This is a genomic window from Novosphingobium percolationis (assembly GCF_020179425.1).
Classification (GTDB): Bacteria; Pseudomonadota; Alphaproteobacteria; order Sphingomonadales; family Sphingomonadaceae; genus Novosphingobium; species Novosphingobium percolationis.
The window spans coordinates 102,401-127,931 of the sequence record NZ_JAILYM010000002.1 but is presented as its reverse complement, the minus strand read 5'-3'; the positions used below and the strand labels follow the sequence as shown (position 1 = coordinate 127,931).

The window sequence follows — 25,531 nt, the reverse complement described above, 5'->3', positions numbered from 1 at the left end:
GGGCGTCAGGCCGTGGCGGCCCAGGCACGGATCGCCGCGACGATGCGGGCCGATGCCGCGCCATCGCCATAAGGATTGTGAGCAAAGCTCATCGCTTCGTAGGCCGCCCGCTCGTCCAGCAGTTGGGCGACCGAGGAGACGATCAGGTCGGCATTCGTGCCGACCAGCCGCACGGTGCCCGCCTCGACCGCCTCGGGCCGCTCGGTCGTATCGCGCATGACGAGCACGGGCTTGCCCAGCGACGGGGCTTCTTCCTGCACGCCGCCCGAATCCGTCAGGATCACGCTCGCGCGGTTCATCAGGTAGACGAACGGCAGGTAATCCTGCGGCGCGATGAGCCGGACATTGCGCAGGCCGCCCAGCGTGCGCTCTACCGGGCCCCGGACGTTGGGATTGAGGTGGACCGGATAGACGATCTGGATATCGTCGCGCATCGCCAGTCGCGCCAGGCCTGCGCAGATCTGCTCGAACCCATCGCCGAAGCTCTCGCGCCGGTGGCCCGTCACCAGCACCAAGCGCCGGGCGGGATCGAGCGCGAACCGGCTTGCCAGGTCCGCCTCCAGCGCGGCGTCCTGCCCGATGCGCCGGACCACGTCCTGCAGCGCGTCGATCACCGTGTTGCCGGTCACATGGATCGCTGCCTCCGCGACGTTCTCGGCCAGCAGGTTCGCGCGCGACCGCTCGGTCGGCGCAAAGTGCAGCCGCGCGACCGCGCCCGCGATCTTGCGATTGATCTCCTCCGGCCAGGGCGAAAGGATGTTCCCCGTCCGTAGCCCCGCCTCGACATGGCCGACCGGAATGCGCTGGTAGTACGCTGCCAGCGACGCCCCCAGCGTGGTCGTCGTATCGCCGTGGACCAGCACCAGATCGGGCGCGAACTCCGCCAGCACGGGCCGCAGGCCCGCCAGCACGCCCGCCGTGATATCGGTCAGGTCCTGCCCCGATCTCATGAGGTTCAGGTCATAATCGGGACGGATCTCGAACAGGCCAAGCACCTGATCGAGCATTTCGCGATGCTGCGCCGTCACGCAGACGCGCGCGTCGATGTCCGCACAGGCCGCCAGCGCCTTGACTACCGGCGCCATCTTGATGGCTTCGGGCCTTGTGCCGAACACCGAAAGAACACGGATCGTTTTCGTCATGCCGGAATTCCGTTGCAAAGGCCCGTCGTGGCCAAAGTCGCATGGTCGCCCGCATCCAGGGGGCGCGGGGCGGCGATCCGGTCGAGCGTGATCTGGTGGCGGCGCATCAGGTCGTGGATGATGGACACGACCTGCTCCTTGCGGATCTCGTCGCTTTCCTGGCGCGCCTGCGCCATCTCCATGTCCCATTGGCGCGAACGCATCGACATCATCGCAGTCCGGCTCATTCGACGGTCACGCTCTTGGCCAGGTTGCGCGGCTGGTCGACGTCGGTGCCCTTGGCGCACGCCACGTGATAGGCCAGCAACTGCATCGGCACGGCATAGACCAGCGGCGCGATCAGCGGATGGACCTTCGGCATCTCGATCGTGGCAAGGCACCCCTCCCCGGCCTCGGCGATACCTTCGGCGTCGGAGATCAGCACCACCCGGCCGCCGCGCGCGCGCACTTCCTGCATGTTGCTGACGGTCTTTTCGAACAGCGGCCCGCTGGGCGCCAGCACGATCACCGGCACAGCCTCGTCGATCAGCGCGATCGGCCCGTGCTTCATCTCGCCCGAGGCATAGCCTTCGGCGTGGATGTAGCTGATTTCCTTGAGCTTCAGCGCGCCTTCCAGCGCCAGCGGATAGTCCGGCCCGCGCCCGAGGTAGAGCACGTCGCGCGCGGGCGCGATCAGGTGCGCCATCGCCGCGATCTCGTCGTCGTGGGCAAGCGCGGCCGCCATCTGTTCCGGCGCTTCCAGCAGGTGCGCCACGATCTCGCGCTCCGCCGCGCGATCGAGCCGCCCGCGCCGGACCGCGAAATTGGCGGCGAGCGCCGCCAGCACCGCCAGCTGGCAGGTGAATGCCTTGGTCGAGGCGACGCCGATTTCCGGCCCTGCGTGCGTCGGCAGCAGCAGGTCCGCCTCGCGCGCCATCGAACTGGTCGGCACGTTCGCCACCACGGCGATGGTCTGCCCTGCCGCCTTGCAGTGGCGCAGCGCGGCCAGTGTGTCCGCCGTCTCGCCGGATTGCGAGATGAACAGCGCGAGGCCACCCGGCTCCAGCACGGGGTCGCGATAGCGGAACTCGCTCGCCACATCGATATCGACCGGCAGGCGCGCGAACTGTTCGAGCCAGTACTTGGCGACCAGCCCGGCGTAGTAGCTGGTCCCACAGGCCACGATGGTGATACGGGTAATGCCAGAAAGGTCGAAATCGAACTGCGGCAGCGCCACGCTCAAGTCGGTCTGGCGGACATAGTTTCGCAGCGTCTGCGCCACCACGGTCGGCTGCTCGAAGATCTCCTTGAGCATGAAGTGGGGGTAATCGCCCTTGTCGATCGCCGCAGCCGAAGCCTCGGAAGCAACGACCGGACGGGTCACGGGCCGGTTGTCCTTGTCGAAGATGCGCACGCCGCCGGGCGTGGCGATCACCCAGTCGCCTTCGTCGAGATAGGTGATCTGCTGCGTCAACGACGCCAGCGCCAGCGCATCCGAGCCGAGATAGGTCTCGCCCTCGCCGTGGCCGACCACCAGCGGTGATCCCACCCGCGCGCCGATCAGCATGTCGGGACACGATCGGAAAGCGATCACCAGCGCGAAGGCGCCGCGCAATTGCGGCAGCACCACCTTGACCGCCTCTTCCGGCGACAGCCCGGCCTCGATCTGCTCCGACATCAGGTGCGCGACGACTTCGGTGTCGGTGTCACTTTCAAAGCTGCGGCCACGCGCGACTAGGGCCTCGCGCAAGGCGCGGAAGTTCTCGATGATGCCGTTGTGCACCAGCGCCAGGCAATCGGTCGCGTGCGGGTGCGCATTGGCCCGCGTAGGTGCACCGTGCGTGGCCCAGCGCGTATGGGCGATGCCGGTGGTGCCGGGCGCCGGATTTTCCGCCAGCTCCGTCACCAGATTGGACAACTTGCCCGGCGCACGGCGCCGGATCAGCTGCCCGCGATCGATCGTGCACACCCCGGCGCTGTCATAGCCGCGATATTCCATGCGACGCAGTCCGTCGACCAGCCGGTCGACGACCTGCTGCTTGCCGACAATACCCGTGATTCCACACATGATTCAGGCCCTTGTTAGAAGTGCTCGTCGAGCTTGCGAGGAGGGTTCCCGACGATCGAGAAATGCAGAAGATGCGCCTGCGCGACGCTCGCGCCGCCCGAAGCTACCAGACGCCAGCGCTGCGCAGCGCACCCGGGCGGAATGGAGATCTGCGCCATATAGGTTGCTTGCACAGGGTGGACCGGCGCCAGGTTCTGCCAGATCGGCGGACGGACTTTGGCACCTTCGCGCTCGTCCAAGCACCGAACGTCCCAACGTAGCGAGGCCGGATCCTGCCCCACAGGAAAGGACAGCTTCTGCCGAACGACGTAGGCACCGGGCGCCAGCAGCATGACCCGTTCGGCGGCAAGGCCGGTCTGTTCGGGCGCGACGTCGATAGCGAGGCTGCCGGACCGCGCGATCCTTGCCGAAACGATCGGTCCTTCGGCCAGCGTCCAGTTCAACGGCGCAAGGCGCGGATCCGTCGTCCCGACCGAAAATCCCGCATCGTCGAGCGCTTGCGCATCGATCCCGTCAAGCAGCCGCGCAATGCGCCCTGCATCGGCGATGCGTCCGCGCTTGATCAGCAACGGCAGCAGGCGAGCGACGATCGCGGTGCGGGCAACCGGCGTCAGCCGGGCCCTCGCCACCACATCCACGAGCGCCGTCCCATCCGACCCTTGCGCCACGGCATCGGCCAGGAAGGGTGCGAACCACGGACGCCCGCCAAAGGGCTGAAGACCGGCACGAATGCCCTCATCATCAATGGCCCGGGCGAGCACCGGGAACAGCTGTTCGCGCGAACCGGGGAACACAGTCAGCGCATGGTCGTAATGGGCCAGCGCGGCATCGATCCGGTCGGCTTGCACCGCTTGTTCGATGAGCAGATATTCGGTGGCAAGGTCGCGCCGGGACAACCGCGCCGCCAGCGCGAGCAGACGCGCTCCGCGCCGTCCATCGACCTGTCCCGTCATGTCGGCCAGCGCCATCTGACGCAGCGCCTGCGGGTTCAGCGGATCGTCCCGCAGCACCTCTACCGCCACCGTACGTAAGGCGGCGGCCGCATCGGCTGGCGCATCGCGCCGCGCCAGCAGCGCCTCCATCCGCGCAAGACGAAGGCGTGGATCGGCCGCGAGCAGCGCGGGCACCTCGCCAGGTGGCAAGGTCCGCGCCCAGGCGAGCGCGGCCTGCCAGGCCGACAGCGCTGCGACCGCGCCGGTCAAGAACAGGGCGAGGGGGCGATACATGGGGCGTGTGGTGCTTGGGGAGCCGAAACGTGGACGCCTCAGGCGTCCGCCCCGCCCGGCGCGCCGTCCGCGCGCTTGGCCCCGTAACCGTAGCCATATCCATATCCGTAGCCATAGCCGTAGCGATGGCGGGCGAAGTCGATCTTGGTCACGATCGCGCCAAAGATCGTGTTCTGGCCGGTCTGCAGGCGCTGGAGGGCATTGCGGATCGCCCGCACGGGTGCGCCATCGGCCTCGATCACGAACGCGGCGCCCTCGACGGCGCGAACAAGCAGCGGCGCGTCGGCAAGGCCGATCACGGGCGGGCTGTCGATGATGATCAGGTCGAAATCGCGCTGCATGCGTTCGAGCAGCCGGGCCAGCCGTTCCGAGCTGAGCAGTTCGGGCGCGCTGGGCGGGTTCGGCCCGGCCGTCAGCACGCACACGCCCTTGAACGCGGTATCGCGAACCAGCGCGGCGTGATCGTCGTCACCTGCCAACAGATTGCTGAGGCCCGCCTCGTTGCCCACGCCGACGAGCCGGTGCACCGACGGCGAGCGCATGTCGCCATCGACCAGCAGCACCCGCTTGCCGATCCGCCCGAACGTCAGCGCCAGCGCCAGCGCAGTGACCGACTTGCCCTCGCCCGGCTTCGTGCTGGTGACGGCGAGCGTGCGCGGCAATCCGTGCGTGGTCGCCAGCGCCAGCCCGGTGGTCACGCTGAAATAGGCCTCGGAAATCGAGCTCTTGGGATCAACCAGAACCTCGGTCAGCTCGTGCGCGCTCAAAGGAACGTTGCCCAGCAGCGGCAGCTTGAGCAGGTGCTCGACATCGCCAGGGTTGCGGATGCCCTCGTCGATCTGTTCGAGCGCGAAGACCACCGCGGCGGCCAGTCCCGTGCCCACGATCAGCGCGATGGCAAGGTTCTTGACCAGGCTCGGCGCCGATGGTTTTTCGGGCACCTTGGCCGCATCGACGACCACGATGTTCGTGGCGCCGACCGCGCCCGCTACGCCGATTTCCTTGTAGCGCTGCAACAGCGCATCGTAGAGTTGGCGATTGGTATCGGCTTCGCGCTGGTAGATGTTGTACTGGATCGTGTCGTGCTGCTGCCGGTCGAGTTGCGCCTTCAGCGCCTCGACGCGCGATTGCAACTCCTGCTCGCGCGTCAGGGCTTCGGCGTAGCTCGACTGGTGGCTGCCCTGAATGCGCCCCATTTCGCGCGCGATCGACGCATCAAGCGAATCGAGCTGGTTCTTGAGCGCGCGCGCCGCCGGATAGTTCGGCGCGAACTGTTCCAGCAACCGCGCATAGTCGGCGCCGATTTCGGCGCGGCGCGTCCGCAGGTTCTGGATGGTGCCGTTGGCGATGGCGTCCACGCTGGTCTGCTCGTCGCCAGCCCGCAGCCGGGCCTCTGCCGCGATCCGCTCGGTCTTGGCAGTATTGAGAGCGGCATTCAGCGATTCGAGATCGCCCGCAGCCAGCGTGCGCGATTCCACCACGCGCCCCGTTGGATCGCGTGAGGTCGCCAGCGTCACGATGTCGCGCGCCGACGCATAGGTCACCGCGTCGCGCTCCGACTGTTCGAGCCGGGTACGCAGGTTGGCAAGGCGGTCCTCCAGGAACCGGCGCGCATCCGCGGTCGAGGCGAACTGGTGATCCATGGTCGCGCCGATGAACTCCTGCGGCCAGGCGTTGGCGATGCGTGCCGACCATGCGGGCGACCGGCTGGTGTAGGTGATGTCGACCAGGCGCGAATTGCGGATCGGCTCGATGCTCACCGCCTTGAGCAGAAGGCTGATCGCGATGCGCTCGCGCTGCTGCTGCTGTGCCGGCGTCGGAACCATGCGCCCGCCGCGTTCCAGCGTGGCCGCGGGCATCTTCGCGCCATGGGCGGCAAAGAACGTCGGATCGTTGGCGAGCCCCAGCTTGCGCACGACGCGCTCGGCCAGCGATTCTGCCTTCAGCAACGCGTACTGGGTATCGTAGAACTCTTGATCTACCGGCGAGGCCGCCTTGTTCAGCGCCGGAACATTGGTGATGTTCTGCTGGTCACGGCTGATGTCGAGCTGCGCGCGCGCGGTATAGAGCGGCGCCATCAACAAGGTCGCAACGAACGCCAGCGCAAGCGATGCGGCAATGATCGCGGCGATGATCCGGCGCCAGCGCATGGCGGCCTGCCAGTACTGGATCAGCAGCGGCGGCAGCGACCAGTTGTCGGTCGCCGCACCGTCCTGCACGGGCAGGAAGCGCCGTTCATCCATCTGGACAGCCGGGGTCGTGGTCTGGGACGGCAGCATCATTCTTCTCGATTCTGATGGGATCACTTGGTCAGGCGATCGGCGGCGATCACCAGCGGGGTGGCCACGGCGGGCATGATCTGCAGGATGTCCTTGAAGCGGCGACGGGCCTCCGAATCGCCCACCATGACCACGTCGTTGGCAAAGATCTCGGGATCGGGATAAGCGCCGTGGCGGATCTGCCTCAGGTCATAGAGCGCGGCCAGGCGCTCGTTCTTCACGGTGCGGAACACGATCACGTCGTTCAGCTGCGAGAACTCGTCCGTCCCCTGCGCCCGCGCGATGGCGCGCATCAACGTCATGTGGCCGATGACCGGATAAAGGCCGGGTTGCTTCACCTGCCCCTCGACCGTCACCACCTGGCTGACCGTCTCGCTGAGATTGACGGTGACCTGCGGGTCGCGGACGTAGGCGGTGCGCAAACGATCGGCCAGCCGGGTCTCGATCTCGCCGGGCGTCATGCCGGCCACTTCGATGATGCCTGCCAGCGGGAAGGAAATCCTGCCGCTCGCGTCCACCTGAATGGTGCGCTTGGACAGTTCGTCGACGCCGAACACGTCGATGATCAGCTTGTCGAATGGCCCCACGAAATAGGCGCGGGCGTCGGAGACCTGATCCATGCGGTCGGGCGCGGGCAGTTCCTGCGCGCGCAGCACCTTCAGGCCGGGATCGCCGCCGAATTGCGGCGCCGATACGCATCCTGCCAGCACGCCCACCGACAGCACGAGAGGGATGGCCTTGAACAGCGGGCCGAAACGCATGGAATGATCTCCGAAAAATGCGACAGGCATCGTCACTGCGATGGCCTGGCAAGGTCTGGTGCGGAACGCGCCCCTGCCGCCCACAGGGTCGCCACCACGAACAGGCAGGCGAGCGCGGGCGTGCGCAGCGGATAGTCGCCGAGGCTGGCAAACCCGCACAGCAGCACGAGCACCAGTCCCAGCCGGGCGAAGCCGATCTCGGCGGTGAAGGCCTGTCGCGGTCGCCAGGCCCGGAAGGCCGCCACACCAAAGGCCGTCACGGCCGCAAGCAGCAGGGCCGCCGCCACGAACCCGTCGGTCACCAGCACTTCAAGCCAGTCGTCGTGCGCGTGATTGACATAGCGCGGCGACAGCAGGCGATCGGGCTCGTCCATCTGATAGACCTTGGCGAAACTGCCCGCCCCGGCGCCCAGCGGCAGCTGGTCCCGCAACAGCGGCAGCAGCACCGGAACGATTTCGATACGCAACTCGTCGACCGGCGTCGTCGCGGACAGCCGGTCCCACGCGAGCCCGCGCCCCAGCGACACCGTCATGGCCAGCATCATGGCCACCATCGCCAGTCCTGCCGCCAGCGTCCGCAGCCGCACCCCGCGTCCGACCAGCGGCATGGAGGCCAGCGCCAACACGCCGCAGACCATGCCCGAACGCGATCCCGTCACCAGCAACAGCGGCAGCAGCGGCAACGTCGCAACCAGCGCCAGCGCGCGCGACGTCGGCGTCGCGGCCAGTTGCGCGCGCAGTGCCAGCATCGGCAGCAGCATGGCCAGCAGCAAGGCCTGGTGATTGCGGTTGGCGAACAGACCTGCGGGGATCAGCCCGCCCGATGGGGCATTCAGCGTCTGGAACACGCCCATCACCGCACTCGTGGCTGCAATGGCCATCACCAGCGGCAACAACCGCTGCCGCTCCCGCCGGTCGAGCCGCGCGCCCAGAACGAGCGCGGCCAACGGCACCGACAGTGCGAACAGCGCATTGCGCGTGCCGTCGGGCGAAAGACTGATGGCACGCCAGCTGCCCTGCAGGCCGGCAGCATCGTCGATCGCCGCCACCACGCCACGTCCCGGCAGGCCGCGCCACAGCATTGGCGGCAGCGGCACCAGTTGCAGCACCAGCCACGCAACCATGATCGCCGCGATCGAAAATGCGAAACGATGCGACCTGATGTCGGCGCGGGTCAGTCCGACAAGGCCGAGACCAAGCATCGCCACCGCGAACGGGCGAAGCAGCACGAGCCCGACGACATCGCCGCGCGCGCTTCCCCCCAGCGCGAAGGCCGCCAGCAGCAGCAGCCACAGGCCCAGAGCGGCAGGGCCACGGCGCCGGCGCGCGTCGGCTGCCAAGGCGCCGAACGGCCTCGACCGGAAATGTGCGAGCTGCATGACCTGCTGCGACCGGCGTTCTACCGCGAACCGAAGCCGGTCAGGACCGTGCGCACGGTCATCAGCACGATCAGCGCGTCGAGCCAGATCGAGAAGTACTTCAGGTAATAGAAGTCGTATTCCAGCTTTTCCGCCGCTGCATCGGTCAGGGCCACGTTGCCCTGATGGATCGCCGCCCAGCCGGTGATGCCGGGGCGCACGGTATGGCGATAGGCATAGTGCGGGATCGCCCGTTCATAAGCGCGCGCGAGCCGCAGCGCTTCCGGTCGGGGGCCGATCCAGCTCATCTCGCCCTTCAGGATGTTGAAGATCTGCGGCAGTTCGTCGATGCGGTACTTGCGGATGACGTGCCCGATCCGGGTGATGCGCGGATCGCGCTCGTTGGTGTAGAGCGGCCCCGCCACGTCGTTGCGCATCGAGCGCAGCTTGTAGCAGGTGAACACGCGCCCCTGATACCCGACGCGCTTCTGCCGATAGATTGCAGGCCCCGGGCTTTCGAGGCGGATGGCCAGCGCCACCAGCGCGATCACCGGCAGGACAAGGCAAAGCACGGGGAGCGCAACGAAGACGTCTACCGCCCACTTGATCCGCAGATAGGGCTGCGAGGGCAGCAATTGCCCGAAGACCAGCTCGGGACGGGCAGCGATACGGACGCGCCCGGTCAGCTTTTCGCGCAGTTGGGCCAGATCGTAGAAATGGATCTTGCGCATCACCGCCCGCGAAAACAGGCTCTCCCATTCAGGCGTGTAGGTGATGTCGTCATCATAGGCGATCGCCACCAGATCCTTGTGGATCTTCGGCCGGGCGATGCGCACCCACTCGATCGGCATGGCTGCCAGCTTCGGCTCGATCGGCCGCGCGCTGACGACGCCGATACGGCGCAGGCCCACGCGTTCGTCGAACGAATAGATCGTGTAGTACCAGGCAGAGCCCAGGATCGCGCTCGCCACCAGATGAAACAGCTGCACGTGATGCACCGCCAGCAAAAGCGCTGCCAGGCACAGCCCAAGCGAAACGGCCATGGCCGGAACGATCAGCGTCTTCCTTTCGACCAGCGGCAGGATGCCGATCTTGCGCAGCAGCACATGCGCCAGGGTGATCGCGAAGACCGAAGCGAACAGCTCCAGCTCCCGGCCCGGAGGACATGCGATCGAGGGCCAGATGCGCGACGCCGATTGTTGCACGGCTTCCGGAAGCACGACGGCGAACAGCAGCGCGCCCGTGAAGGTCACGCGATTTGACCGGAGAAAGGCAGCCATCTTCTGCTGCTTCTCGCGGCCATTTCCGATCTGTTGCTCGAAATCGTGAAACGTCGTGAAATTCATGGACAGAATACTCCGCCTTCCTGCGGAACCCGTTAAGGTTTAGGATCGCCAAGTCGGGCGAAAATTTGGCAGGCTACCGCAGTCGAGGTACAGAGCACCCCGACCTTTGTTTCTCTAAATATTTGAAACTATTAGATATTCAGAAATTCAGAACCTGATCAGAGCATTTCTTCAATGCTAGCCACCGAACAACTCGCCTCTACTTCGCCGCCCAGGCATTGCAGCAGGATGCGCACGCGTTCGCGCGGCAGGAACTCGTCGAACCGGGCAGAAGCACCGGCCAGCGGCCCCGACACCACCTTGACCGGGTCGCCCCGCTGCAACGTGCCCACCGCGCTATCCCACACCCCCTGCGGGCAACGGGAAAACAGGGCATCCATGGTTGCGCGCGGCACGCGCGCCGGGCCGCGACTCTCGCGGCCAAGCAGCGTGCGCACACCAACCGTGCCATTGATCGACTGCCAGCGATGCGTTTCGCGGCAGAAGCTGACAAACACATAGCCGGGGAACAGCGGTGCAAGCGCAACGCTGCGCGATCTGGCTGCACCTTGCGGCACGCGCGGAAAGAAGGTCGGGAAATTCTGGCGCCGCAAGTTCTCGATCGCCATCGATTCCCTCCGGGGCTGCGTAACCGCAACATACCAGGCGCCAAAATCGCGCCGGGATGAACCCGTATTGCAAGAAACCGGCATCAAAATTCACCCGATGATTAAGTTTCCCGCCCCCAAATTATGAAGGTTTTGTGAAAAATTTTTCTGTTATTTATTGACAACCTTCAACAGCGCCTCACTATGTGTTTTCCCTTATCCGGCAAATAATTAGTTCGATCTTGCCGATAAACCGCAGGGCTACGTTGACGGCGTAATTATACTACGCGGCTCCCCGTTTGATCGACAATCCGGCCACGCACCGGGTTCATGCGTGACCGCGCGATGATTCGGGATCGAAATGGCGCACCGGGCCGGCGGTGCGGGAGTCGCTGCGACCGCCTCCGTCCACGACGGCAGCACCGCCAGCAGGATTGGCGCAGGCCAGTGCGTCTGGCGCAGACATGAAAACGCCAGCTTCGCGGTACGAAGCTGGCGTTGTCGGTCCGGTGTTCTGGAAAATGCGGCGCGGCGCGCTCAGCGCCCGTGCTGGCCGTCGTCCACGCGCACGCAAGTGCCCGTCACCGCGTCCGAGGCGGGGCTGACGAGGAACAGCAGCGCTGAATCCAGCTGCGCGGGATTGCCGAGGCGCTTGCGCGGCATGTGCTGGCTGATGTCGCCCATGCGTTCGAGCATCCCCGCCAGCATTTCGGATTCGAACGCACCCGGCGCGATCGCGTTGACGTTGATGTGGTTGCGCGACCACTCGACCGCGAGCGTCTCGGTCAGGCGCACGACGGCCGCCTTGGTCACCGAATAGAGCGCCGCGCCGTTGCCGCTATAGTAGTAGGCCGCTTCCGAGGCGATGTTGACGATGCGGCCCGGCAGCTTCTTCTCGATCAGCCGCTTGGCCACCTCCACCGCCATGATCCACGGCGCGCGCAAGTTGATGTCGAGCACGCGGTCGACCAGTTCCAGTTCCATCTTGTGCGCGCGCTGCGCATCGGGGATGCCGGCGTTGTTGACCAGGATCGTCACCGTGCCCAGCGCCGCCTCGGCCTTGGCCACCGCCGCGACGAGATCGTCGGCCTTGGTCGCATCCATGGCGATCGCCACGGCCTCGCCGCCAGCGCTGCGGATCTCTTCGGCGAGCGCTTCCAGCCGGTCCATGCGTCGCGCGCACAGCGCAACCTTAGCGCCGGATGCCGCCAGCACGCGGGCAAAACGCAGGCCAAGGCCCGACGAGGCCCCCGTCACCAGCGCGACCTGTCCGGTCAGATCGGTCGATACGTTGGGCAGCGGATAAGTCATGGCAATCCTCTCGCGGCCAGGTGGTCGTTGCCCCCGGCTCATGTCCTGTCAGATGGGGTTAGGTGTCGTTCGGGTGCGGTTAGGGGCACCTTGTCGCGCAAGGCTGCCGACCCGCCGGAACGACGGGTCGGCAGGGCCGACTACTGCGCGAAGGCCGCGTTCTTGCGGCGCACCAGCGTCTGGGCGTTGGTATATTCGAGCAGGCCTTCGAGGCCACCTTCGACGCCCACGCCCGACTGCTTCATACCGCCGAACGCCGCAAGCGGCGACAGGTGCTGCGTCTCGTTGACCCACACCGTGCCCGACTGGATGCGTTGCGCCAGTTCGAACGCCTTGTCCTCGTCCTTCGACCAGACCGAGCCGCCGAGACCGTAATCGGTGGCATTGGCACGCGCGATCACGTCGTCATAATCATCGAACTGGATCAGCGGCAGCACCGGGCCGAACTGTTCTTCCTGCACGATGCGCGCGTTCTCGGGCGGGTTGTCGAGGATGGTGATCGGGATGAAGTAGCCCGGAACGTCGGACTTCTCGCCGCCCATCAGGAACGTGTAGCCCTGATCCTTGGCGTCCTGGATCAGGTCGAGCACGCGCTCGTACTGCGGCTTGTTGTTGATCGGGCCGATCTGCGTGCCCTGCTCGGATCCGTCGCCGACCTTCACGGTCTTGGCATAGGCGACGATCGCATCGCGCAGCGGTTCGTAGATGTCCTTGTGGATGTACATCCGCTTGGTGGCGATGCAGATCTGGCCGTTGTTGGTGAACGAGGCCCAGAACAGCTGCTCGGCGATCTTTTCCACGTCCACGTCGGGCATGACGATCGCGGCGTCGTTGCCGCCCAGTTCCAGCGTCACGCGCTTTAGCGTCGGCGCGGCCGAGGCCATCACGCGGCGGCCGGTCTGGGTCGAGCCGGTGAAGCTGATCTTGTCGAAGCCGGGATGGCCGGTCATCCACGGGCCGAGGTTGTCGCCGCCGGTGATGACGTTAAGCACGCCCGCGGGCAGGATCTCGTTGGCGAGTTCAGCAAACTTCAGCGTGCACAGCGGCGTGAACGGAGAAGGCTTCAGGACCATGGTGTTGCCCGCCAGCAGCGCCGGGGCGACCTTGAACATGGCGAGGATCATCGGGAAGTTCCACGGCGCGATCGCACCGACCACGCCCAGCGGCACGTGGCGGGTGATCGAGATGCGCTCGTCCGAATCCTCGTTGACCGTCTCGGGCAGGTCGAGCGCGGTGAAGGCCTGCAGCCAGTAGCCTGCGCCCATGATCTCGCCCTGCGCTTCGGTGCCGGGCTTGCCCTGCTCCTTGGTCAGCAGGCGTGCGAAGCCTTCGATATTGCCGAAGATCGCGTTGGCCAGTTCGACCAGCTTGGCCTTGCGCTCGGCGATCGGGGTGGCGGCCCAGCCGGGGAACGCCTTCTTCGCAGCGGCCACGGCGGCATCCAGATCGGCCTGGGTGGCGTCGGGAACGGTGGCGAAGACTTCTTCGGTCGCCGGGTTGATCACGTCGAGCGTGGCGCTGCCGGAAACCAGCTCGCCGCCGATCAGCATCTTGTAGGTATCGTTGAATTCCATGGGGAATCTCCGTCAGGAAAAAGGGGAAATCAGGGGACCAGCACAACCTTGATGCATTCGCCGCGCGCCTGTGCGGTGATCGCATCGTTGATCTGCGCCAGCGGGAAGGTCTTGATCAGCTTGTCGAACGGGAACTTGCCCGCCGCCTGCAGCGCCAGCAATTCGGGAATGAAGTCCTGCGGCACGGCATCGCCTTCGATGATGCCGAGGATACGCAGCCCCGGCGTCATCAGCGCGGCGATATTGACGGTAATCGCCGCCTCCATCGCCTTGGGCACACCCACCAGCCCGATCACGCCGTGCGGCGCAAGGTTGGCAAGGCCCGTCTCGATGACGCCGACATTGCCGGTGGTGTCGAGCGCGGCATCGACGCCGAGCGGCAGGATCGCGCGAATGGCTTGCGCAAGATCGCCCGCCGCCGGATCGATCACATGAGTCGCGCCCAGTTCCAGCGCGATCTCGCGCCGCGCGGCGACGGGTTCGACCAGCAGCACGTGGCTGCAGCCCTGGACCTTGCCCGCCATCACGGCGGCAAGGCCCACCGGCCCGCCGCCGAACACGATCAGCGAGGAACCGGCCTTGCACGCCATCGACTTCATCACCGCGCCCGCGCCGGTCATCAGCCCGCAGCCCAGCGGCCCGAGGTATTCGAGCGGCAGGGTCGTGCCTTCGGGCACCTTCACCACGTTGGCCACGCGGGTGACGGCCAGCGTCGAAAACGACGACTGGCCGAAGAAGTGCGAGCTCATGCGTTCACCGTCGGGGCCGGCATAGGCGGTCGAGCCATCCTCCAGCCGCATCCCGGCATAGTTGAGCGGCACGAACGCGTTGCAGTAGCTGGGCAGGTGTTCCTCGCAACGCGGGCACCCCCCGCAGCTGGAAAAGCCGAGCACGACCTTGTCGCCCACGGCCAACCCGGTCACGCCCTCGCCCACCGCCTCGATCACGCCCGCGCCTTCATGGCCCAGCACGCCCGGCTTGGCGAAGGCATCAAACTGGTCGCGGAACACCAGGTCGGTGTGGCACAGGCCCACCCCTGCGATCTTCACGCGCACTTCGCCCGCTCCGGGCGCGGAGACCTCGATATCCTCGATGGTGAAGTCGATGTTGGCGCCGCGCGCCACGGCGGCCGTTGCAATGGTCATCCAGAACTCCCGGCTATTGGCCCGCGCGCACTGCGCCGACGCCTCTCTTTAATCGCCCAATTAAACCGCGTCCAGCCCTTCCCGTGACGCTACGGCACAAACGAAAACTGCCGCCCCTCCGCGTGGAGGGACGGCAGCTTGCCGTCAGCTTGTGCTGTTCTGCTTAGAACGCAGCGCGCATCCGGATGCCGTAGGTGCGCGGGGCACCCAGGTAACCGTTGATGTCGCCGGTCTGCAGCGGAGTCGCAAAGCCGTAGGTGAAGTAGGTCTTGTCGAACAGGTTCTGCACCCATGCCTCGACGGTCAGGCCCGACTTCGGCAGCTTGAAGCCGAGGTTGGCGTTGACCAGGCTGACGCTCTTCTGCTCGTCGAGGCCGGCCGTGTTGATCAGCTGGCTCGAGGTGTACTGGTACTGCACGCGGCCCGTGACGTTGACCGTATCGGTCACCGGCGTGTCGACGTTCAGCGTCACGTTGCCCGAAAGCTTGGGCGCGAAGCGGAAGCGCTTGTCCGACAGGACCGGATCGATGTTCGCGTCCTGGCCGAAATCGGCCTTCGGGATCCAGGTGCCGTCGATCGCCAGCGTCACGCCGTCGGTCAGTTCGAACAGGTTTTCCAGTTCGACGCCGTAGTCCTTGGCCGACTTGGCGTTGAGAACGGTGAACTGCAGGCCCACGAACTGCGCCACCTGAAGGTTGTGCAGGTCATAGTAGAACAGCGCGATGTTGGTGCGCGCGCGACGGTTCAGGTACTGAACCTTGGCGCCCACTTCGAAGGCGTTGACCGTTTCGGGCTTGTAGCTCGGATCCTTCGCCGGCGAAGGCGTCTTGCCGCCATTGAACAGGATGATCGCGGTCTGCTGGTTGGCCGGCAGCGCGGCAAACGCGGCCAGGTTGTTCAGGAACGTACCGGCAGCGTTCGCGTCGATGTTGACGCCGCCCGCCTTGAAGCCGCGGTTGTACGTCGCATAGAGCATGACGTCGTTGACCGGGCGATATTGCAGGCCGAACGTGCCCGACAGCGCCTTGTTGGTGATTTCCTTGTTGTACGCCGGGCTCGGGCCGAGGCCGAGCAGGGTGAACAGTTCGGTATCGGTCCCGTTGGGCGAGTTGCGATAGTAGGGGTTCGAGAACGAGCCCTGCTTCTTCTCGACCGAGTAGCGCAGGCCGGTGATCACGTTGACCTTGTCACCCACCGCGAAGTCGAGGTGCGCGAACCCGGCATAGGACTTGGCCTTGCCGCGCATGGCTTCGGTCGCCCAGGTGCCGGTGGCGGCATAAGGCGCGATCGGGTCAAGCCCCTTCGATGCGAGGAAGGCATTGATCCCGGCAACCGGCCCCGCCAGCACGGCATCCCAATAGGCCTGGCCCTGCGAAGCCCAGGGCAACGTACGGCCCATCTGGAGCTTTTCGTCCGAGAAGAACGCCCCGAACACCGCATCGGCGTTCAGCGCTTCGATCTTGGTGTTGTAGGTCAGTTCCTGCGAGAAGAAGCGGCTGTGGAAGTCTTCGTAGTAGCGGAAGATGTCGGCCCCGGTGAAGTCCGGGTCCATGTCCTTCTGCACCACGTTGAACTTGCGCAGCGCGGTCACCGACTTGAGCGTGCCGTTGCCAAGGCCGAGGTCGATGTGCAGCGTGCCGCCGAAGTCCTCGATCGACTGGCGGCCGTTGCCGTTGAGCGTCTGCTCCCAATCAGACGCCTTGGTCGAAGGCACCTTGCCGCCGTTGAGCACGGTCAGGTAGTCGACCAGCGGCTGCGTCGGGCCGTCCTTGAAGTTGGTGGTGGCATAGCAGCAGTTGCCGCCGCCGTGCGAATAGTCGCCGATCAGGCGGATCGTCAGGTCCGAAGAAGGCTCGAACAGCAGCTGCGCCTTGACCGCCTGGCTGGCATCGTTGTTGAGATGCTGGCCATTGGTCGGGTTGGTGTAGAAGCCGTCGCGCGTCGACGCGAGGCCCGCCACGCGCAGCGCCAGCGTATCGGTCAGCGGCACGTTGCCCGCGGCCTTCACGGTCAGCGAGTTGTAGTTGCCGTACGAAGCATCGAACAGGAACGACGACTTGTCGGTCGAAGGCTTGGCCGAAGCCAGCAGCAGCGCGCCGGCCGTGGTGTTCTTGCCAAACAGCGTGCCCTGCGGCCCGCGCAGGACCTGCAGGTTGTCGATGTCGAGGAAGTTCTGGAGCGCGGCGGCCGCACGGGTGCGGTAGACGCCGTCGATGAACACGCCGACCGAACCTTCGAACGAACGGCTGTTGCCGGTCGTGCCAAGGCCGCGGATGACGAGGTTGGCCGACGACGACGAGATGTTCGAGACGCGGAACGTCACCGAAGGCGTGATCGCGCCGATGTTCGAAACGTTGTCGACGCGGGCCTGGGCCAGCGTGTCGGAGTTCGCGGCGGTGATCGCGATCGGCACGTTCTGCAGGTTTTCGGCGCGACGCTGAGCGGTCACGACGATTTCCTGAAGACCACCGGTGTCGTTGCTGTCAGCCTGCGCTTGCTGCGCGTAAGCCGGCCCTGCGATCATAGCCGCGAGGATTGCGCCAGCGGTGCTGGCGCGCCAGATGCCTTTCATCATGCTCCCTTTCGAAAGGCGGGGCTTGCGCACCCGCCGATGCCACGTGCGCCACCCCTCTTGCCACGGGGGTTGGCTACGGGGTTGTAGGTGCGTCAATTCGTCAGTTAAATCTTGACATATCGCGACATCATCATGTCAGATCACGACATGCGCGACAGTCCCATGGCCCATGCGTCTTCCATGCAACAGTTTGTCCGCTTCGCGCGGATTTCCGGCATTGATCTCAATGCCATACTCGATCGCGACATGCTCGATCTGCTGGAAGCGAGCCGCACGGCGGAGACGGTTCCGGCCCATGCCATGGTCGATATCATGCAGCTTTGCGCCATCGTCGCGCGGCGCCCCGACATCGGCGTGGCGTTCGCCGCATGGTGCAACCTGCGCGGCTACGGCCCCCTCAGCCTGTTGTGGGACCATTGCCCGACGGTGGAAGATTCGGTGCGGATCAGCGCGCGCTTCCTCCACCTCGAAAGCCAGGCGCTCGGCTCTCGCATGACCGAGGAGGGCGACGAGATCGTGCTCCAGCAGTTCATCGCCATCCCCGCGCGCTTCGGCGGCAGCCAGTACATCGAATCGACGCTGACCCTGCAGATGCGGGTGATCCAGCTGATCCTGGGCGAGGACTGGCATCCGATCCGCATGGAGTTCGACCATCCCGCGCCGCCCAGCCTGACCTTCCACCGCGGCGCGTTCCGTTGCCCGGTGGTGTTCGGCGCGGATCGCTCTGCGCTGGTCCTCCATCGCGCCGACATGCGCCGCCCCTCGCCCAACGGCAACGCGCACCTGCTCGCCTTCCTCGAACGCCAGTTGGCGGGTGAGGAACAGGCCCGCAGCAGCCGCGACATGGTCCTGCGGGTGGAACGGCTGGTGGCGGCAAATCTTGCGAGCGGCGAAGTGACGCTGGAAACCGTGGCCAAGAGCCTCGCACTCGGCCCGCGCAGCCTGCAGCGGCGGCTGGCGGAACATGGCGAGACCTTCGCCGCCCTGCTCGCCCGTATGCGCCGCCGCGCCGCCGAGGAATACTTTGCCAACGAGCGCAAGCCCAACCTTGCCGAACTGGCCCACCGCCTGGGCTATGCCGAAGCCAGTGCCGCCAGCCGCTTCATGCGCACCACGCTTGGCGCAGGCGCCAAGGCGCTCGCTCGCCGCGCCCACGCGCGCCGCATGGGCATGGCGCGTTCGGGCTAGGTCCTAGCCCGGCCGACCGATCGCATGGTCGGCGATTTCGGGCAGCCACGGCGCCAGCTTGCGCCAGTTGTCCGCGCCGATCCGCGCGACCATCTCGCGTTGCACCTCGGCCCAGGCGCGCCGCGCCGCCGTCAGTGCCTGCTTGCCCTGTGGCGTGAGCATGACCTGCCGGCTGCGCGCGGTCAGGTCGCGCACGCTCACCCAGCCTGCCCGCTCCAGCGGACCGAGCGCGCGCGTCAGCGTGCTGCGATCCATCACCTCGCGCTCGGCCAGCCGCGACAGCGGCAGCTCGCCATGTCGGGCCAGCGTGGACAACAGCGAGAACTGCGCAAGGCTCATCCCATGGGCGCCAAGCGCGGCTTCATAGGCGCGGGTCAACGCGCGATTGGTCTTGCGAAAGCTGGTCGCGACACACGGCAGCCTGAGCGCTTCATCGGCTTGCATATGCACAACGTGCAAGCCGTCTGACCGCCGCGCAAGTCGTCAGGAACCCTTACGCTTCACGAGGGCCGAGCGCAGGCACGAACAGACCACCTCCCCGCGCTGGTTGATCAGCTCGTGCCGGAAGGTCACGATCCCGGCGCCGGGCCGTGACTTCGATTCCTTCAGCTCCACCACCTCGCTCGTCGCGCGCATGGTATCGCCGATGAACACCGGCTTGGGCATCACCAGCTTGTCGTAGCCCAGGTTCGCCACCAGCGTCCCCAGCGTGGTGTCGCCCACCGACAGCCCCACCATCAGCGCGAAAGTGAAGGTGCCGTTGACGAGGATCTGCCCGAACTCGCTCGCCTTGGCCGCCTCGACATCGATATGCAGCGGCTGCGGGTTGTGCGTCATCGTGCTGAACAGCAGGTTGTCGGTCTCGGTCACGGTGCGCCGGATCTCGTGCTCGATCCGCTCGCCCACGGCCCATTCGTCGAAGTGCTTGCCGGCCATCGTGTCAGTCCTTCTCCACGTGCGCCAGCAAGGCGTCCACCTGCACTTGCGCGCCTGCCTCGATGCTCAGCCCCGTCACCGTGCCGTCGAACGGCGCGGTCAGGGCGTGTTCCATCTTCATCGCTTCCAGCACCAGCAGCTTCTGCCCCTTGATCACCCGCGCGCCGTCGGCGACATCGACCGAGATCACCCTGCCCGGCATCGGCGCGCGGATCGCCCCGTCCGATGCCACGCCGCCCGCCCCGCCCTCGGTGCGCGCGAAGCGGACAAGAAAGCGTTCGCCGCCCTCGTCGACACTGGCCAAGGCCTCGCCCGGCCAGCCGTCGAAAACGACGTCGCCCGACAAGTCCACCTCGAACCGTCGCCCGAACTGGTCCGCCAGCCGCACGTCGCGCCGGGGGGCCGCGTTCAGCCGCAGCCCCGACCGGCTGCTCCACGGCGTTCCGCCCGGCGATCCCGCCAGCCGCAGTGCCGCCAGCGCGAGCCCCTCGACCGAAGGCTCGGGCCGCGACGTCAGGCTTTCCAGATTGCGCTCGATCAGCCCGGTATCGACCACGCCCGCCTGAAACGCGGCATGGCCCAGCAGCCGCCACAGGAACCCGCTGTTGGTCACCAACGGCCCGACCACGCCTTCGTCCAGCGTGGCCCGCAGGCCTTCGATTGCCGCAGCCCGATCGCCCCGATGGACGATCAGCTTGGCGATCATCGGATCGTAGAACGGCGAGATTTCCGCGCCCGCTTCCACGCCGGTATCGACGCGGGCCAGATGGCTTGGATAGTGGAAGTCATCGACCCGCCCGATGCTCGGCAGGAACCCCTTGGTCGGGTCTTCGGCATAGAGCCGCGCCTCGACCGCCCAGCCGTCGATGGCAAGGTCCTCCTGCCGTTTGGGCAGCGCCTCGCCCGACGCCACGCGCAGTTGCCATTCGACCAGATCGACGCCGGTGATCGCCTCGGTGACGGGATGCTCCACCTGCAACCGCGTGTTCATTTCCATGAACCACACGCGGTCCGCGCGCAGCCCTTCGGAGCCATCCGCGATGAACTCGATCGTGCCTGCGCCCTCGTAGTCCACGGCCTTCGCCGCACGCACCGCCGCGTCGCACACCGCCGCGCGCGTCGCTTCGTCCATGCCCGGTGCGGGCGCTTCCTCGATCACCTTCTGGTGGCGGCGCTGCAACGAACAGTCACGCTCGAACAAGTGGACGACATTGCCGTGGGCATCGCCGAACACCTGCACTTCGATATGGCGGGGCGAGAGGATGTACTTCTCGATCAGCACCCGATCGTCACCGAACGAGGACGCTGCCTCGCGCCGACACGAAGCGAGCGCCTCGGCAAAGTCTGCGCTCGCATCAACGCGCCGCATCCCCTTGCCGCCGCCGCCCGCCACGGCCTTGATCAGCACGGGATAGCCGATCGCGTCCGCCTCGGCCTGCAAACGCGCCTCGCTCTGGTCCTCGCCCAGATAGCCCGGCGTCACTGGCACCCCTGCCGCGATCATCCGCGCCTTGGCGGCATCCTTCAGCCCCATCGCGGTGATCGAGGCCGGCTTCGGCCCTACCCAGACCAGCCCGGCATCGAGCACGGCCTGCGCGAACGCGGCGTTCTCCGACAGGAACCCATAGCCCGGATGGATCGCTTCCGCGCCCGTGGCGAGCGCGGCGGCGATGATGCGCTCGCCCACAAGGTAGCTTTCGCGCGCGGCGGCGGGGCCGATGTGCACCGCCTCGTCGGCGCTGCGCACATGCAGCGCATTGGCATCGGCGTCCGAATAGACCGCCACCGTACGGATGCCGAGGCGGCGCGCGGTGCGAATGACGCGGCACGCGATTTCGCCACGATTGGCGATGAGGAGAGACTTTATCATCGCATCACATCCGGAACACGCCGAACGCAGGGCGTTCGGGAATGGGCGTTGCAAGGCATGCTTCGAGCGCGAGGCCCAGCACGTCGCGCGTCTGCACGGGGTCGATCACCCCATCGTCCCAGCCGCGCGCGGTGGCGTAGTAGGGGTTGCCTTCGTCCTCGTACTTCTGGCGGATTGGCGCCTTGAAGGCTTCGGCCTCCTCAGGCGTCCACTTGTCCGCGTCGCGGTGGACTGTTGCCAGCACGCTCGCCGCCTGTTCGCCGCCCATCACCGAAATGCGCGCGTTGGGCCAGGTGAACAGGAAGCGCGGGCCATAAGCACGCCCGCACATGCCATAGTTGCCCGCACCGAAGCTGCCGCCGATCAGCACGGTGATCTTGGGCACTTGCGCGGTCGCCACCGCCGTCACCAGCTTGGCCCCGTGCTTGGCGATGCCCTCGGCCTCGTACTTGCCACCGACCATGAAGCCGCTGATGTTCTGCAGGAACAGCAACGGGATACGGCGCTGGCAGGCCAGTTCGATGAAGTGCGCGCCCTTCTGCGCGCTTTCCGAAAACAGCACGCCGTTGTTGGCCAGGATCGCCACCGGCATCCCGTGGATATGCGCGAACCCGCAGACCAGCGTGGAACCGTAAAGCGCCTTGAACTCGTGGAACTCGGATGCGTCGACGATCCGCGCGATCACTTCGTGCACGTCATAGGGCGCGCGCACGTCTTCGGGGATGATCGCGTAAAGGTCGTCTGCCGGATAGACCGGATCGCGCACCTCGCGCGCGGCTGCCTGCGGCGCTTCGCCCAGATGGCTGACGATATCGCGCACGATGGTCAGCGCATGTTCGTCGTTGTCGGCAAGGTGATCGACCACGCCCGACTTGCGCGCATGCAGGTCGCCGCCACCCAGATCCTCGGCGCTGATTTCTTCGCCCGTTGCGGCCTTCACCAGCGGGGGACCTGCCAGGAAGATCGTGCCCTGCTCCTTCACGATCACGCTTTCATCGCTCATCGCCGGGACGTAGGCGCCGCCCGCGGTGCACGATCCCATCACGCTGGCGATCTGGGGAATCCCTCGCGCGCTCATCTGCGCCTGATTGTAGAAGAATCGCCCGAAATGGTCGCGGTCGGGAAAGACCTCGGCCTGGTTGGGCAGGTTCGCGCCACCGCTGTCGACCAGATAGATGCACGGCAGGCCGTTTTCCTGCGCGATGTCCTGCGCGCGCAAGTGCTTCTTCACCGTCATCGGGAAGTACGTGCCGCCCTTCACCGTCGCGTCATTGGCGAAGATCATGCACTGGCGGCCCGAGACGCGGCCCACGCCGGTGATGATGCCCGCGCCGGGCACTTCATCGCCATACATCCCGTTGGCGGCCAGTTGACCCACTTCGAGGAACGGCGCGCCGGGATCGAGCAGGCGCTCCACCCGATCGCGCGGCAGGAGCTTGCCCCGGCTGACGTGCCGCTCGCGACTGCGAGCATCGCCGCCAAGCGCCGCCTGCGCGACCCGCGCGCGCAAATCCTCCGCCAGCGCGCGATTATGCGCCTTGCGCGCCTGCGCCTGCGGGCTGGAGAGATCGAGGCTGGTCGGAAGGACGGGCGCCGACATCAGGAACCCGCTCCGATCAGTTCGCGCCCGATCAGCATTCGCCGGATCTCGTTGGTGCCCGCGCCGATATCCAGCAGCTTGGCATCGCGCAGGAAGCGTTCGACCGGCCAGTCCTTGGTATAGCCCGCGCCGCCCAGCGCCTGCACCGCCTCGCCCGCCACGCGGAACGCGCTCTCGCTCGCCAGCAGGATCGCGCCCGCCGCGTCGAAGCGCGTGGTCTGCCCGGAATCGCACGCCTTGGCCACGGTGTAGACATAGGCCCGCGCGGATTGCAGCGCGACGTACATGTCCGCCACCTTGGCCTGCATCAGCTGGAACGCGCCGATCGGCTTGCCGAACTGCTTGCGTTCGCGAACATAGGGAATGACCGTGTCGAGGCAGGCCTGCATGATGCCGATCTGCATCCCGGCCAGCACCACGCGTTCGTAATCCAGCCCGCTCATCAGCACGCCGACGCCGCCATGCAGCGGCCCCATGATATTCTCCTCGGGCACGAAGCAGTCCTCGAACACCAGTTCGCAGGTAGGGCTGCCGCGAAGCCCCATCTTGTCGATCTTCTGGCCGATCGAGAAGCCGGGCATGTCCTTTTCGATCAGGAACGCGGTGATGCCCCGGCTGCCCGCTTCGGGCGAGGTCTTGGCATAGACCACCAGCGTATCGGCATAGGTGCCGTTGGTGATCCAGAACTTGGTGCCGTTGAGGCGGAAGCCACCGGGCACGGCATCCGCGCGCAGCTTCATCGAGACGACGTCCGACCCCGCGCCCGTTTCCGACATGGCGAGGCTGCCCACGTGATCGCCCGAGATCAGTCCCGGCAGGTATTTCGCCTTCTGCGCGTCATTGCCCCAGCGCCGGATCTGGTTGACGCACAGGTTGGAATGCGCGCCATAGGACAGGCCGACCGACCCGCTCGCGCGGCTCACTTCTTCCACCGCGATCACATGGTCGAGATAGCCGAGGCCAAGCCCGCCCCATTCCTCCTCCACCGTGATCCCGTGCAGGCCCAGCCCGCCCATCGGCTGCCACAGCTCGCGCGGGAAGCGGTCGTTGCGGTCGATCTCGGCGGAAAGCGGCGCGATCTGCTCGTCGGCGAAGCGGCCCGCCGCCTCTCGGATCATCAGGGCGCTTTCGGTCAGGCCGAAATCGAGATCGGGCGTTGCGCGCAAGGCATCCTCCACATGCTGTTTGCGCCTGATGCTATCATACCTGCGAGCAATGACTACTTGGCGCGAGGCCATACAGTGCATAGACAAAAGCTATCATGGATCGCCTTCTGCTCCGCTATTTCCTCGCCGTGGTCGATACCGGCTCGTTCTCGCGCGCGGCCGACCTGACGCGCGTTTCGCAGCCGACCGTCTCGTCGGCGATCGCGCGGCTGGAACGCGATGTCGGTACGCCGCTGTTCGTACGCAGCAACCGCCGCGTCGAACTGACCGAAGCCGGCGCGCGGCTGGTCCAACCTGCGCGGCGGATCGAGGCGGCCTTCGTCGAGGCGCAGGCCGCGCTGGCCGAAACCCACGCCATAACCACGATCCGGCTGGGCCTCGCATCCACGCTGGCGGCCGATTTCGTCGAAGCCATCGTCGTCGCCTGCCGCGCGCTTCCCGGCGTGCGGCTGGAGCTGATCGAGCGCCGCGCGGGCGAACTCGCCGCGCTGCTCGACCGAGGCCGCGTGGATCTCGCCCTCGGCCCGCTGGGCGCGAGCGATACCCGGCGGGCCATCGCGCTGTTCGAGGAGCCGTACCTGCTCGCGCTGTGGGACAGCCACCCGCTCGCGCAGGCAGAGACCATCGCCGCCGAAACGCTGGTGGACGAACCGATGCTGGTGCGCCGCCAGTGCGAGGCGCTGCCGCTGGTCAGCCAGTTCTTCACCGCGCGCGGGGTGCGCCCGTTCATGGCCGCCCGCTCCATCAGCGAGGAGCGCGTGGCAGGCTACGTGCGTGCGGGGCTCGGCCTCACCGTCATGCCGCGCAGCCTTGGCGCACCCGGCGTGGCTCTGCGCCCGCTGGCGGGCTTCGGCCTGACGCGCACCGTCGGGCTGGTGCTGGAACCGGGCGAACATGGCCCGGGTAAACATGGTAGGGCCGTACGCAGCGGCGTGGTCGACGCGATCCGTTCGGCAATCAGCGGCTGAACGCGGCCACGATCTGGCGCGCTGCTGCGCGCACGTCCTCCCACGTCGCGCGGAAGTCCTGTTCGTCGCCATAATAGGGATCGATCACCGCGCTGCCTTCGCGACCGGGCACGAGATCCATCAGCAGCCCCACCTTCGCCAGCGGGCGGCGTGGCGCGATGGCATGGAGATCGCGCAGGTTCTGCGGGTCGAGCGCGTAGATGAAATCGAAAGTGCGAAAGTCCTCCACCGCCACCTGCCGCGCGCGATAGCCCGCAATGTCGATGCCATGGCGCAGCGTTTCGGCCTGCGCACGCGGATCGGGCGCCTTGCCGACGTGCCAGCCGCCCGTTCCCGCTGAATCGATGGTCAGCGCGATGCCGGCTTCCACCGCCTGCGCGCGCAAGGCCGCCTCCGCCATCGGTGAACGGCAGATGTTGCCAAGGCAGACGAACAGGATGCGCGGCTGCATC

21 protein-coding genes are annotated in these 25,531 nt (G+C 66.5%); 2 read left to right on the top strand and 19 right to left on the bottom strand.

The features are described from left to right. Window positions 1-5: 5 nt before the first annotated feature. The 13 genes from wecB to K3A84_RS05005 all read right to left on the bottom strand — a co-directional run bounded on the left by wecB (window position 6) and on the right by K3A84_RS05005 (window position 17,351). Window positions 6-1,142: a non-hydrolyzing UDP-N-acetylglucosamine 2-epimerase gene (gene wecB / locus K3A84_RS05065; RefSeq protein WP_225008245.1), complete on the bottom strand. Its 1,137-nt coding sequence runs from the start codon at window positions 1,140-1,142 to the stop codon at window positions 6-8. Next, entirely contained in the window at window positions 1,139-1,369 is a 231-nt protein-coding gene (locus K3A84_RS05060; RefSeq protein ID WP_225008244.1) for a hypothetical protein, read from the bottom strand. The genes wecB and K3A84_RS05060 overlap by 4 nt, the downstream gene beginning before the upstream one ends. Then, window positions 1,366-3,189, bottom strand: coding sequence for a glutamine--fructose-6-phosphate transaminase (isomerizing) (gene glmS / locus K3A84_RS05055; protein ID WP_225008243.1), 1,824 nt, complete (start codon window positions 3,187-3,189; stop codon window positions 1,366-1,368). Before glmS ends, K3A84_RS05060 begins: the two co-directional genes overlap by 4 nt. 14 nt (window positions 3,190-3,203) lie before the next feature. Then, window positions 3,204-4,415 carry a hypothetical protein gene (locus tag K3A84_RS05050; protein WP_225008242.1) on the bottom strand — a complete coding sequence of 404 codons (1,212 nt, stop codon included), beginning with the start codon at window positions 4,413-4,415 and terminating at the stop codon, window positions 3,204-3,206. Window positions 4,416-4,453: 38 nt separating this feature from the next. Beyond that, the gene (locus tag K3A84_RS05045) at window positions 4,454-6,697 is read right to left on the bottom strand and encodes a GumC family protein (RefSeq protein ID WP_225008241.1); all 2,244 of its coding nucleotides are present in this window, start codon (window positions 6,695-6,697) and stop codon (window positions 4,454-4,456) included. 20 nt (window positions 6,698-6,717) lie between these two features. Continuing rightward, complete coding sequence (locus K3A84_RS05040) at window positions 6,718-7,455, bottom strand: polysaccharide biosynthesis/export family protein (RefSeq protein WP_225008240.1); 738 nt, start codon at window positions 7,453-7,455, stop codon at window positions 6,718-6,720. A gap of 32 nt (window positions 7,456-7,487) precedes the next feature. Further along, on the bottom strand, window positions 7,488-8,795 hold the full coding sequence (locus tag K3A84_RS05035) for an O-antigen ligase family protein (protein ID WP_225008239.1): 1,308 nt from the start codon (window positions 8,793-8,795) through the stop codon (window positions 7,488-7,490). 59 nt (window positions 8,796-8,854) lie between these two features. Further along, window positions 8,855-10,159, bottom strand: a complete 1,305-nt coding sequence (locus tag K3A84_RS05030; protein ID WP_225008238.1) for a sugar transferase — start codon at window positions 10,157-10,159, stop codon at window positions 8,855-8,857. A gap of 158 nt (window positions 10,160-10,317) precedes the next feature. Then, window positions 10,318-10,851, bottom strand: coding sequence for a transcription termination/antitermination protein NusG (gene nusG, locus K3A84_RS05025; protein ID WP_225008237.1), 534 nt, complete (start codon window positions 10,849-10,851; stop codon window positions 10,318-10,320). Between the two features lie 432 nt (window positions 10,852-11,283). After that, entirely contained in the window at window positions 11,284-12,057 is a 774-nt protein-coding gene (locus K3A84_RS05020) for an SDR family NAD(P)-dependent oxidoreductase (RefSeq protein ID WP_225008236.1), read from the bottom strand. 140 nt (window positions 12,058-12,197) lie between these two features. Further along, the gene (locus tag K3A84_RS05015) at window positions 12,198-13,631 is read right to left on the bottom strand and encodes an aldehyde dehydrogenase family protein (protein WP_225008235.1); all 1,434 of its coding nucleotides are present in this window, start codon (window positions 13,629-13,631) and stop codon (window positions 12,198-12,200) included. A gap of 29 nt (window positions 13,632-13,660) precedes the next feature. Beyond that, window positions 13,661-14,776, bottom strand: a complete 1,116-nt coding sequence (locus K3A84_RS05010) for an NAD(P)-dependent alcohol dehydrogenase (protein WP_225008234.1) — start codon at window positions 14,774-14,776, stop codon at window positions 13,661-13,663. Window positions 14,777-14,939: 163 nt separating this feature from the next. Further along, the gene (locus tag K3A84_RS05005) at window positions 14,940-17,351 is read right to left on the bottom strand and encodes a TonB-dependent receptor (protein WP_225008233.1); all 2,412 of its coding nucleotides are present in this window, start codon (window positions 17,349-17,351) and stop codon (window positions 14,940-14,942) included. 180 nt (window positions 17,352-17,531) lie between these two features. Here K3A84_RS05005 and K3A84_RS05000 point away from each other — a divergent pair, with 180 nt between their 5' ends. Next, entirely contained in the window at window positions 17,532-18,539 is a 1,008-nt protein-coding gene (locus K3A84_RS05000) for an AraC family transcriptional regulator (RefSeq protein ID WP_225008232.1), read from the top strand. 3 nt (window positions 18,540-18,542) lie between these two features. Here the strand turns inward: K3A84_RS05000 and K3A84_RS04995 are convergent, their stop codons facing one another. Genes K3A84_RS04995 through K3A84_RS04975 form a run of 5 tightly spaced genes read right to left on the bottom strand, consistent with a single transcriptional unit; the run spans window position 18,543 to window position 24,111 of the window. Continuing rightward, on the bottom strand, window positions 18,543-18,983 hold the full coding sequence (locus K3A84_RS04995; protein WP_225008231.1) for a MarR family winged helix-turn-helix transcriptional regulator: 441 nt from the start codon (window positions 18,981-18,983) through the stop codon (window positions 18,543-18,545). 39 nt (window positions 18,984-19,022) lie between these two features. Next, window positions 19,023-19,475: a MaoC family dehydratase gene (locus tag K3A84_RS04990; RefSeq protein ID WP_225008230.1), complete on the bottom strand. Its 453-nt coding sequence runs from the start codon at window positions 19,473-19,475 to the stop codon at window positions 19,023-19,025. Window positions 19,476-19,479: 4 nt separating this feature from the next. Beyond that, window positions 19,480-21,345 carry an acetyl/propionyl/methylcrotonyl-CoA carboxylase subunit alpha gene (locus K3A84_RS04985; RefSeq protein WP_225008229.1) on the bottom strand — a complete coding sequence of 622 codons (1,866 nt, stop codon included), beginning with the start codon at window positions 21,343-21,345 and terminating at the stop codon, window positions 19,480-19,482. A 4-nt stretch (window positions 21,346-21,349) separates the two neighbouring features. Beyond that, window positions 21,350-22,945: a carboxyl transferase domain-containing protein gene (locus tag K3A84_RS04980; RefSeq protein WP_225008228.1), complete on the bottom strand. Its 1,596-nt coding sequence runs from the start codon at window positions 22,943-22,945 to the stop codon at window positions 21,350-21,352. After that, window positions 22,945-24,111: an isovaleryl-CoA dehydrogenase gene (locus K3A84_RS04975; protein ID WP_263626145.1), complete on the bottom strand. Its 1,167-nt coding sequence runs from the start codon at window positions 24,109-24,111 to the stop codon at window positions 22,945-22,947. The genes K3A84_RS04980 and K3A84_RS04975 overlap by 1 nt, the downstream gene beginning before the upstream one ends. Before the next feature lie 95 nt (window positions 24,112-24,206). On the opposite strand from K3A84_RS04975, the gene K3A84_RS04970 reads away from it, so the two are divergent. Further along, window positions 24,207-25,079: a LysR family transcriptional regulator gene (locus K3A84_RS04970; RefSeq protein ID WP_225008227.1), complete on the top strand. Its 873-nt coding sequence runs from the start codon at window positions 24,207-24,209 to the stop codon at window positions 25,077-25,079. On the opposite strand, the gene K3A84_RS04965 is transcribed toward K3A84_RS04970, so the two are convergent. Next, window positions 25,069-25,530: a low molecular weight protein-tyrosine-phosphatase gene (locus K3A84_RS04965; RefSeq protein ID WP_225008226.1), complete on the bottom strand. Its 462-nt coding sequence runs from the start codon at window positions 25,528-25,530 to the stop codon at window positions 25,069-25,071. The genes K3A84_RS04970 and K3A84_RS04965 overlap by 11 nt on opposite strands. Window position 25,531: the final 1 nt, after the last annotated feature.

Bases quoted from the DNA above. Each gene is read 5' to 3' on its own strand.
- wecB (WP_225008245.1), bottom strand. From the start codon at position 1,142: ATGACGAAAACGATCCGTGTTCTTTCGGTGTTCGGCACAAGGCCCGAA.
- K3A84_RS05060 (WP_225008244.1), bottom strand. From the start codon at position 1,369: ATGAGCCGGACTGCGATGATGTCGATGCGTTCGCGCCAATGGGACATG.
- glmS (WP_225008243.1), bottom strand. From the start codon at position 3,189: ATGTGTGGAATCACGGGTATTGTCGGCAAGCAGCAGGTCGTCGACCGG.
- K3A84_RS05050 (WP_225008242.1), bottom strand. From the start codon at position 4,415: ATGTATCGCCCCCTCGCCCTGTTCTTGACCGGCGCGGTCGCAGCGCTG.
- K3A84_RS05045 (WP_225008241.1), bottom strand. From the start codon at position 6,697: ATGATGCTGCCGTCCCAGACCACGACCCCGGCTGTCCAGATGGATGAA.
- K3A84_RS05040 (WP_225008240.1), bottom strand. From the start codon at position 7,455: ATGCGTTTCGGCCCGCTGTTCAAGGCCATCCCTCTCGTGCTGTCGGTG.
- K3A84_RS05030 (WP_225008238.1), bottom strand. From the start codon at position 10,159: ATGAATTTCACGACGTTTCACGATTTCGAGCAACAGATCGGAAATGGC.
- nusG (WP_225008237.1), bottom strand. From the start codon at position 10,851: ATGCCGGTTTCTTGCAATACGGGTTCATCCCGGCGCGATTTTGGCGCC.
- K3A84_RS05020 (WP_225008236.1), bottom strand. From the start codon at position 12,057: ATGACTTATCCGCTGCCCAACGTATCGACCGATCTGACCGGACAGGTC.
- K3A84_RS05015 (WP_225008235.1), bottom strand. From the start codon at position 13,631: ATGGAATTCAACGATACCTACAAGATGCTGATCGGCGGCGAGCTGGTT.
- K3A84_RS05010 (WP_225008234.1), bottom strand. From the start codon at position 14,776: ATGACCATTGCAACGGCCGCCGTGGCGCGCGGCGCCAACATCGACTTC.
- K3A84_RS05005 (WP_225008233.1), bottom strand. From the start codon at position 17,351: ATGATGAAAGGCATCTGGCGCGCCAGCACCGCTGGCGCAATCCTCGCG.
- K3A84_RS05000 (WP_225008232.1), top strand. From the start codon at position 17,532: ATGCAACAGTTTGTCCGCTTCGCGCGGATTTCCGGCATTGATCTCAAT.
- K3A84_RS04995 (WP_225008231.1), bottom strand. From the start codon at position 18,983: ATGCAAGCCGATGAAGCGCTCAGGCTGCCGTGTGTCGCGACCAGCTTT.
- K3A84_RS04990 (WP_225008230.1), bottom strand. From the start codon at position 19,475: ATGGCCGGCAAGCACTTCGACGAATGGGCCGTGGGCGAGCGGATCGAG.
- K3A84_RS04985 (WP_225008229.1), bottom strand. From the start codon at position 21,345: ATGATAAAGTCTCTCCTCATCGCCAATCGTGGCGAAATCGCGTGCCGC.
- K3A84_RS04980 (WP_225008228.1), bottom strand. From the start codon at position 22,945: ATGTCGGCGCCCGTCCTTCCGACCAGCCTCGATCTCTCCAGCCCGCAG.
- K3A84_RS04970 (WP_225008227.1), top strand. From the start codon at position 24,207: ATGGATCGCCTTCTGCTCCGCTATTTCCTCGCCGTGGTCGATACCGGC.
- K3A84_RS04965 (WP_225008226.1), bottom strand. From the start codon at position 25,530: ATGCAGCCGCGCATCCTGTTCGTCTGCCTTGGCAACATCTGCCGTTCA.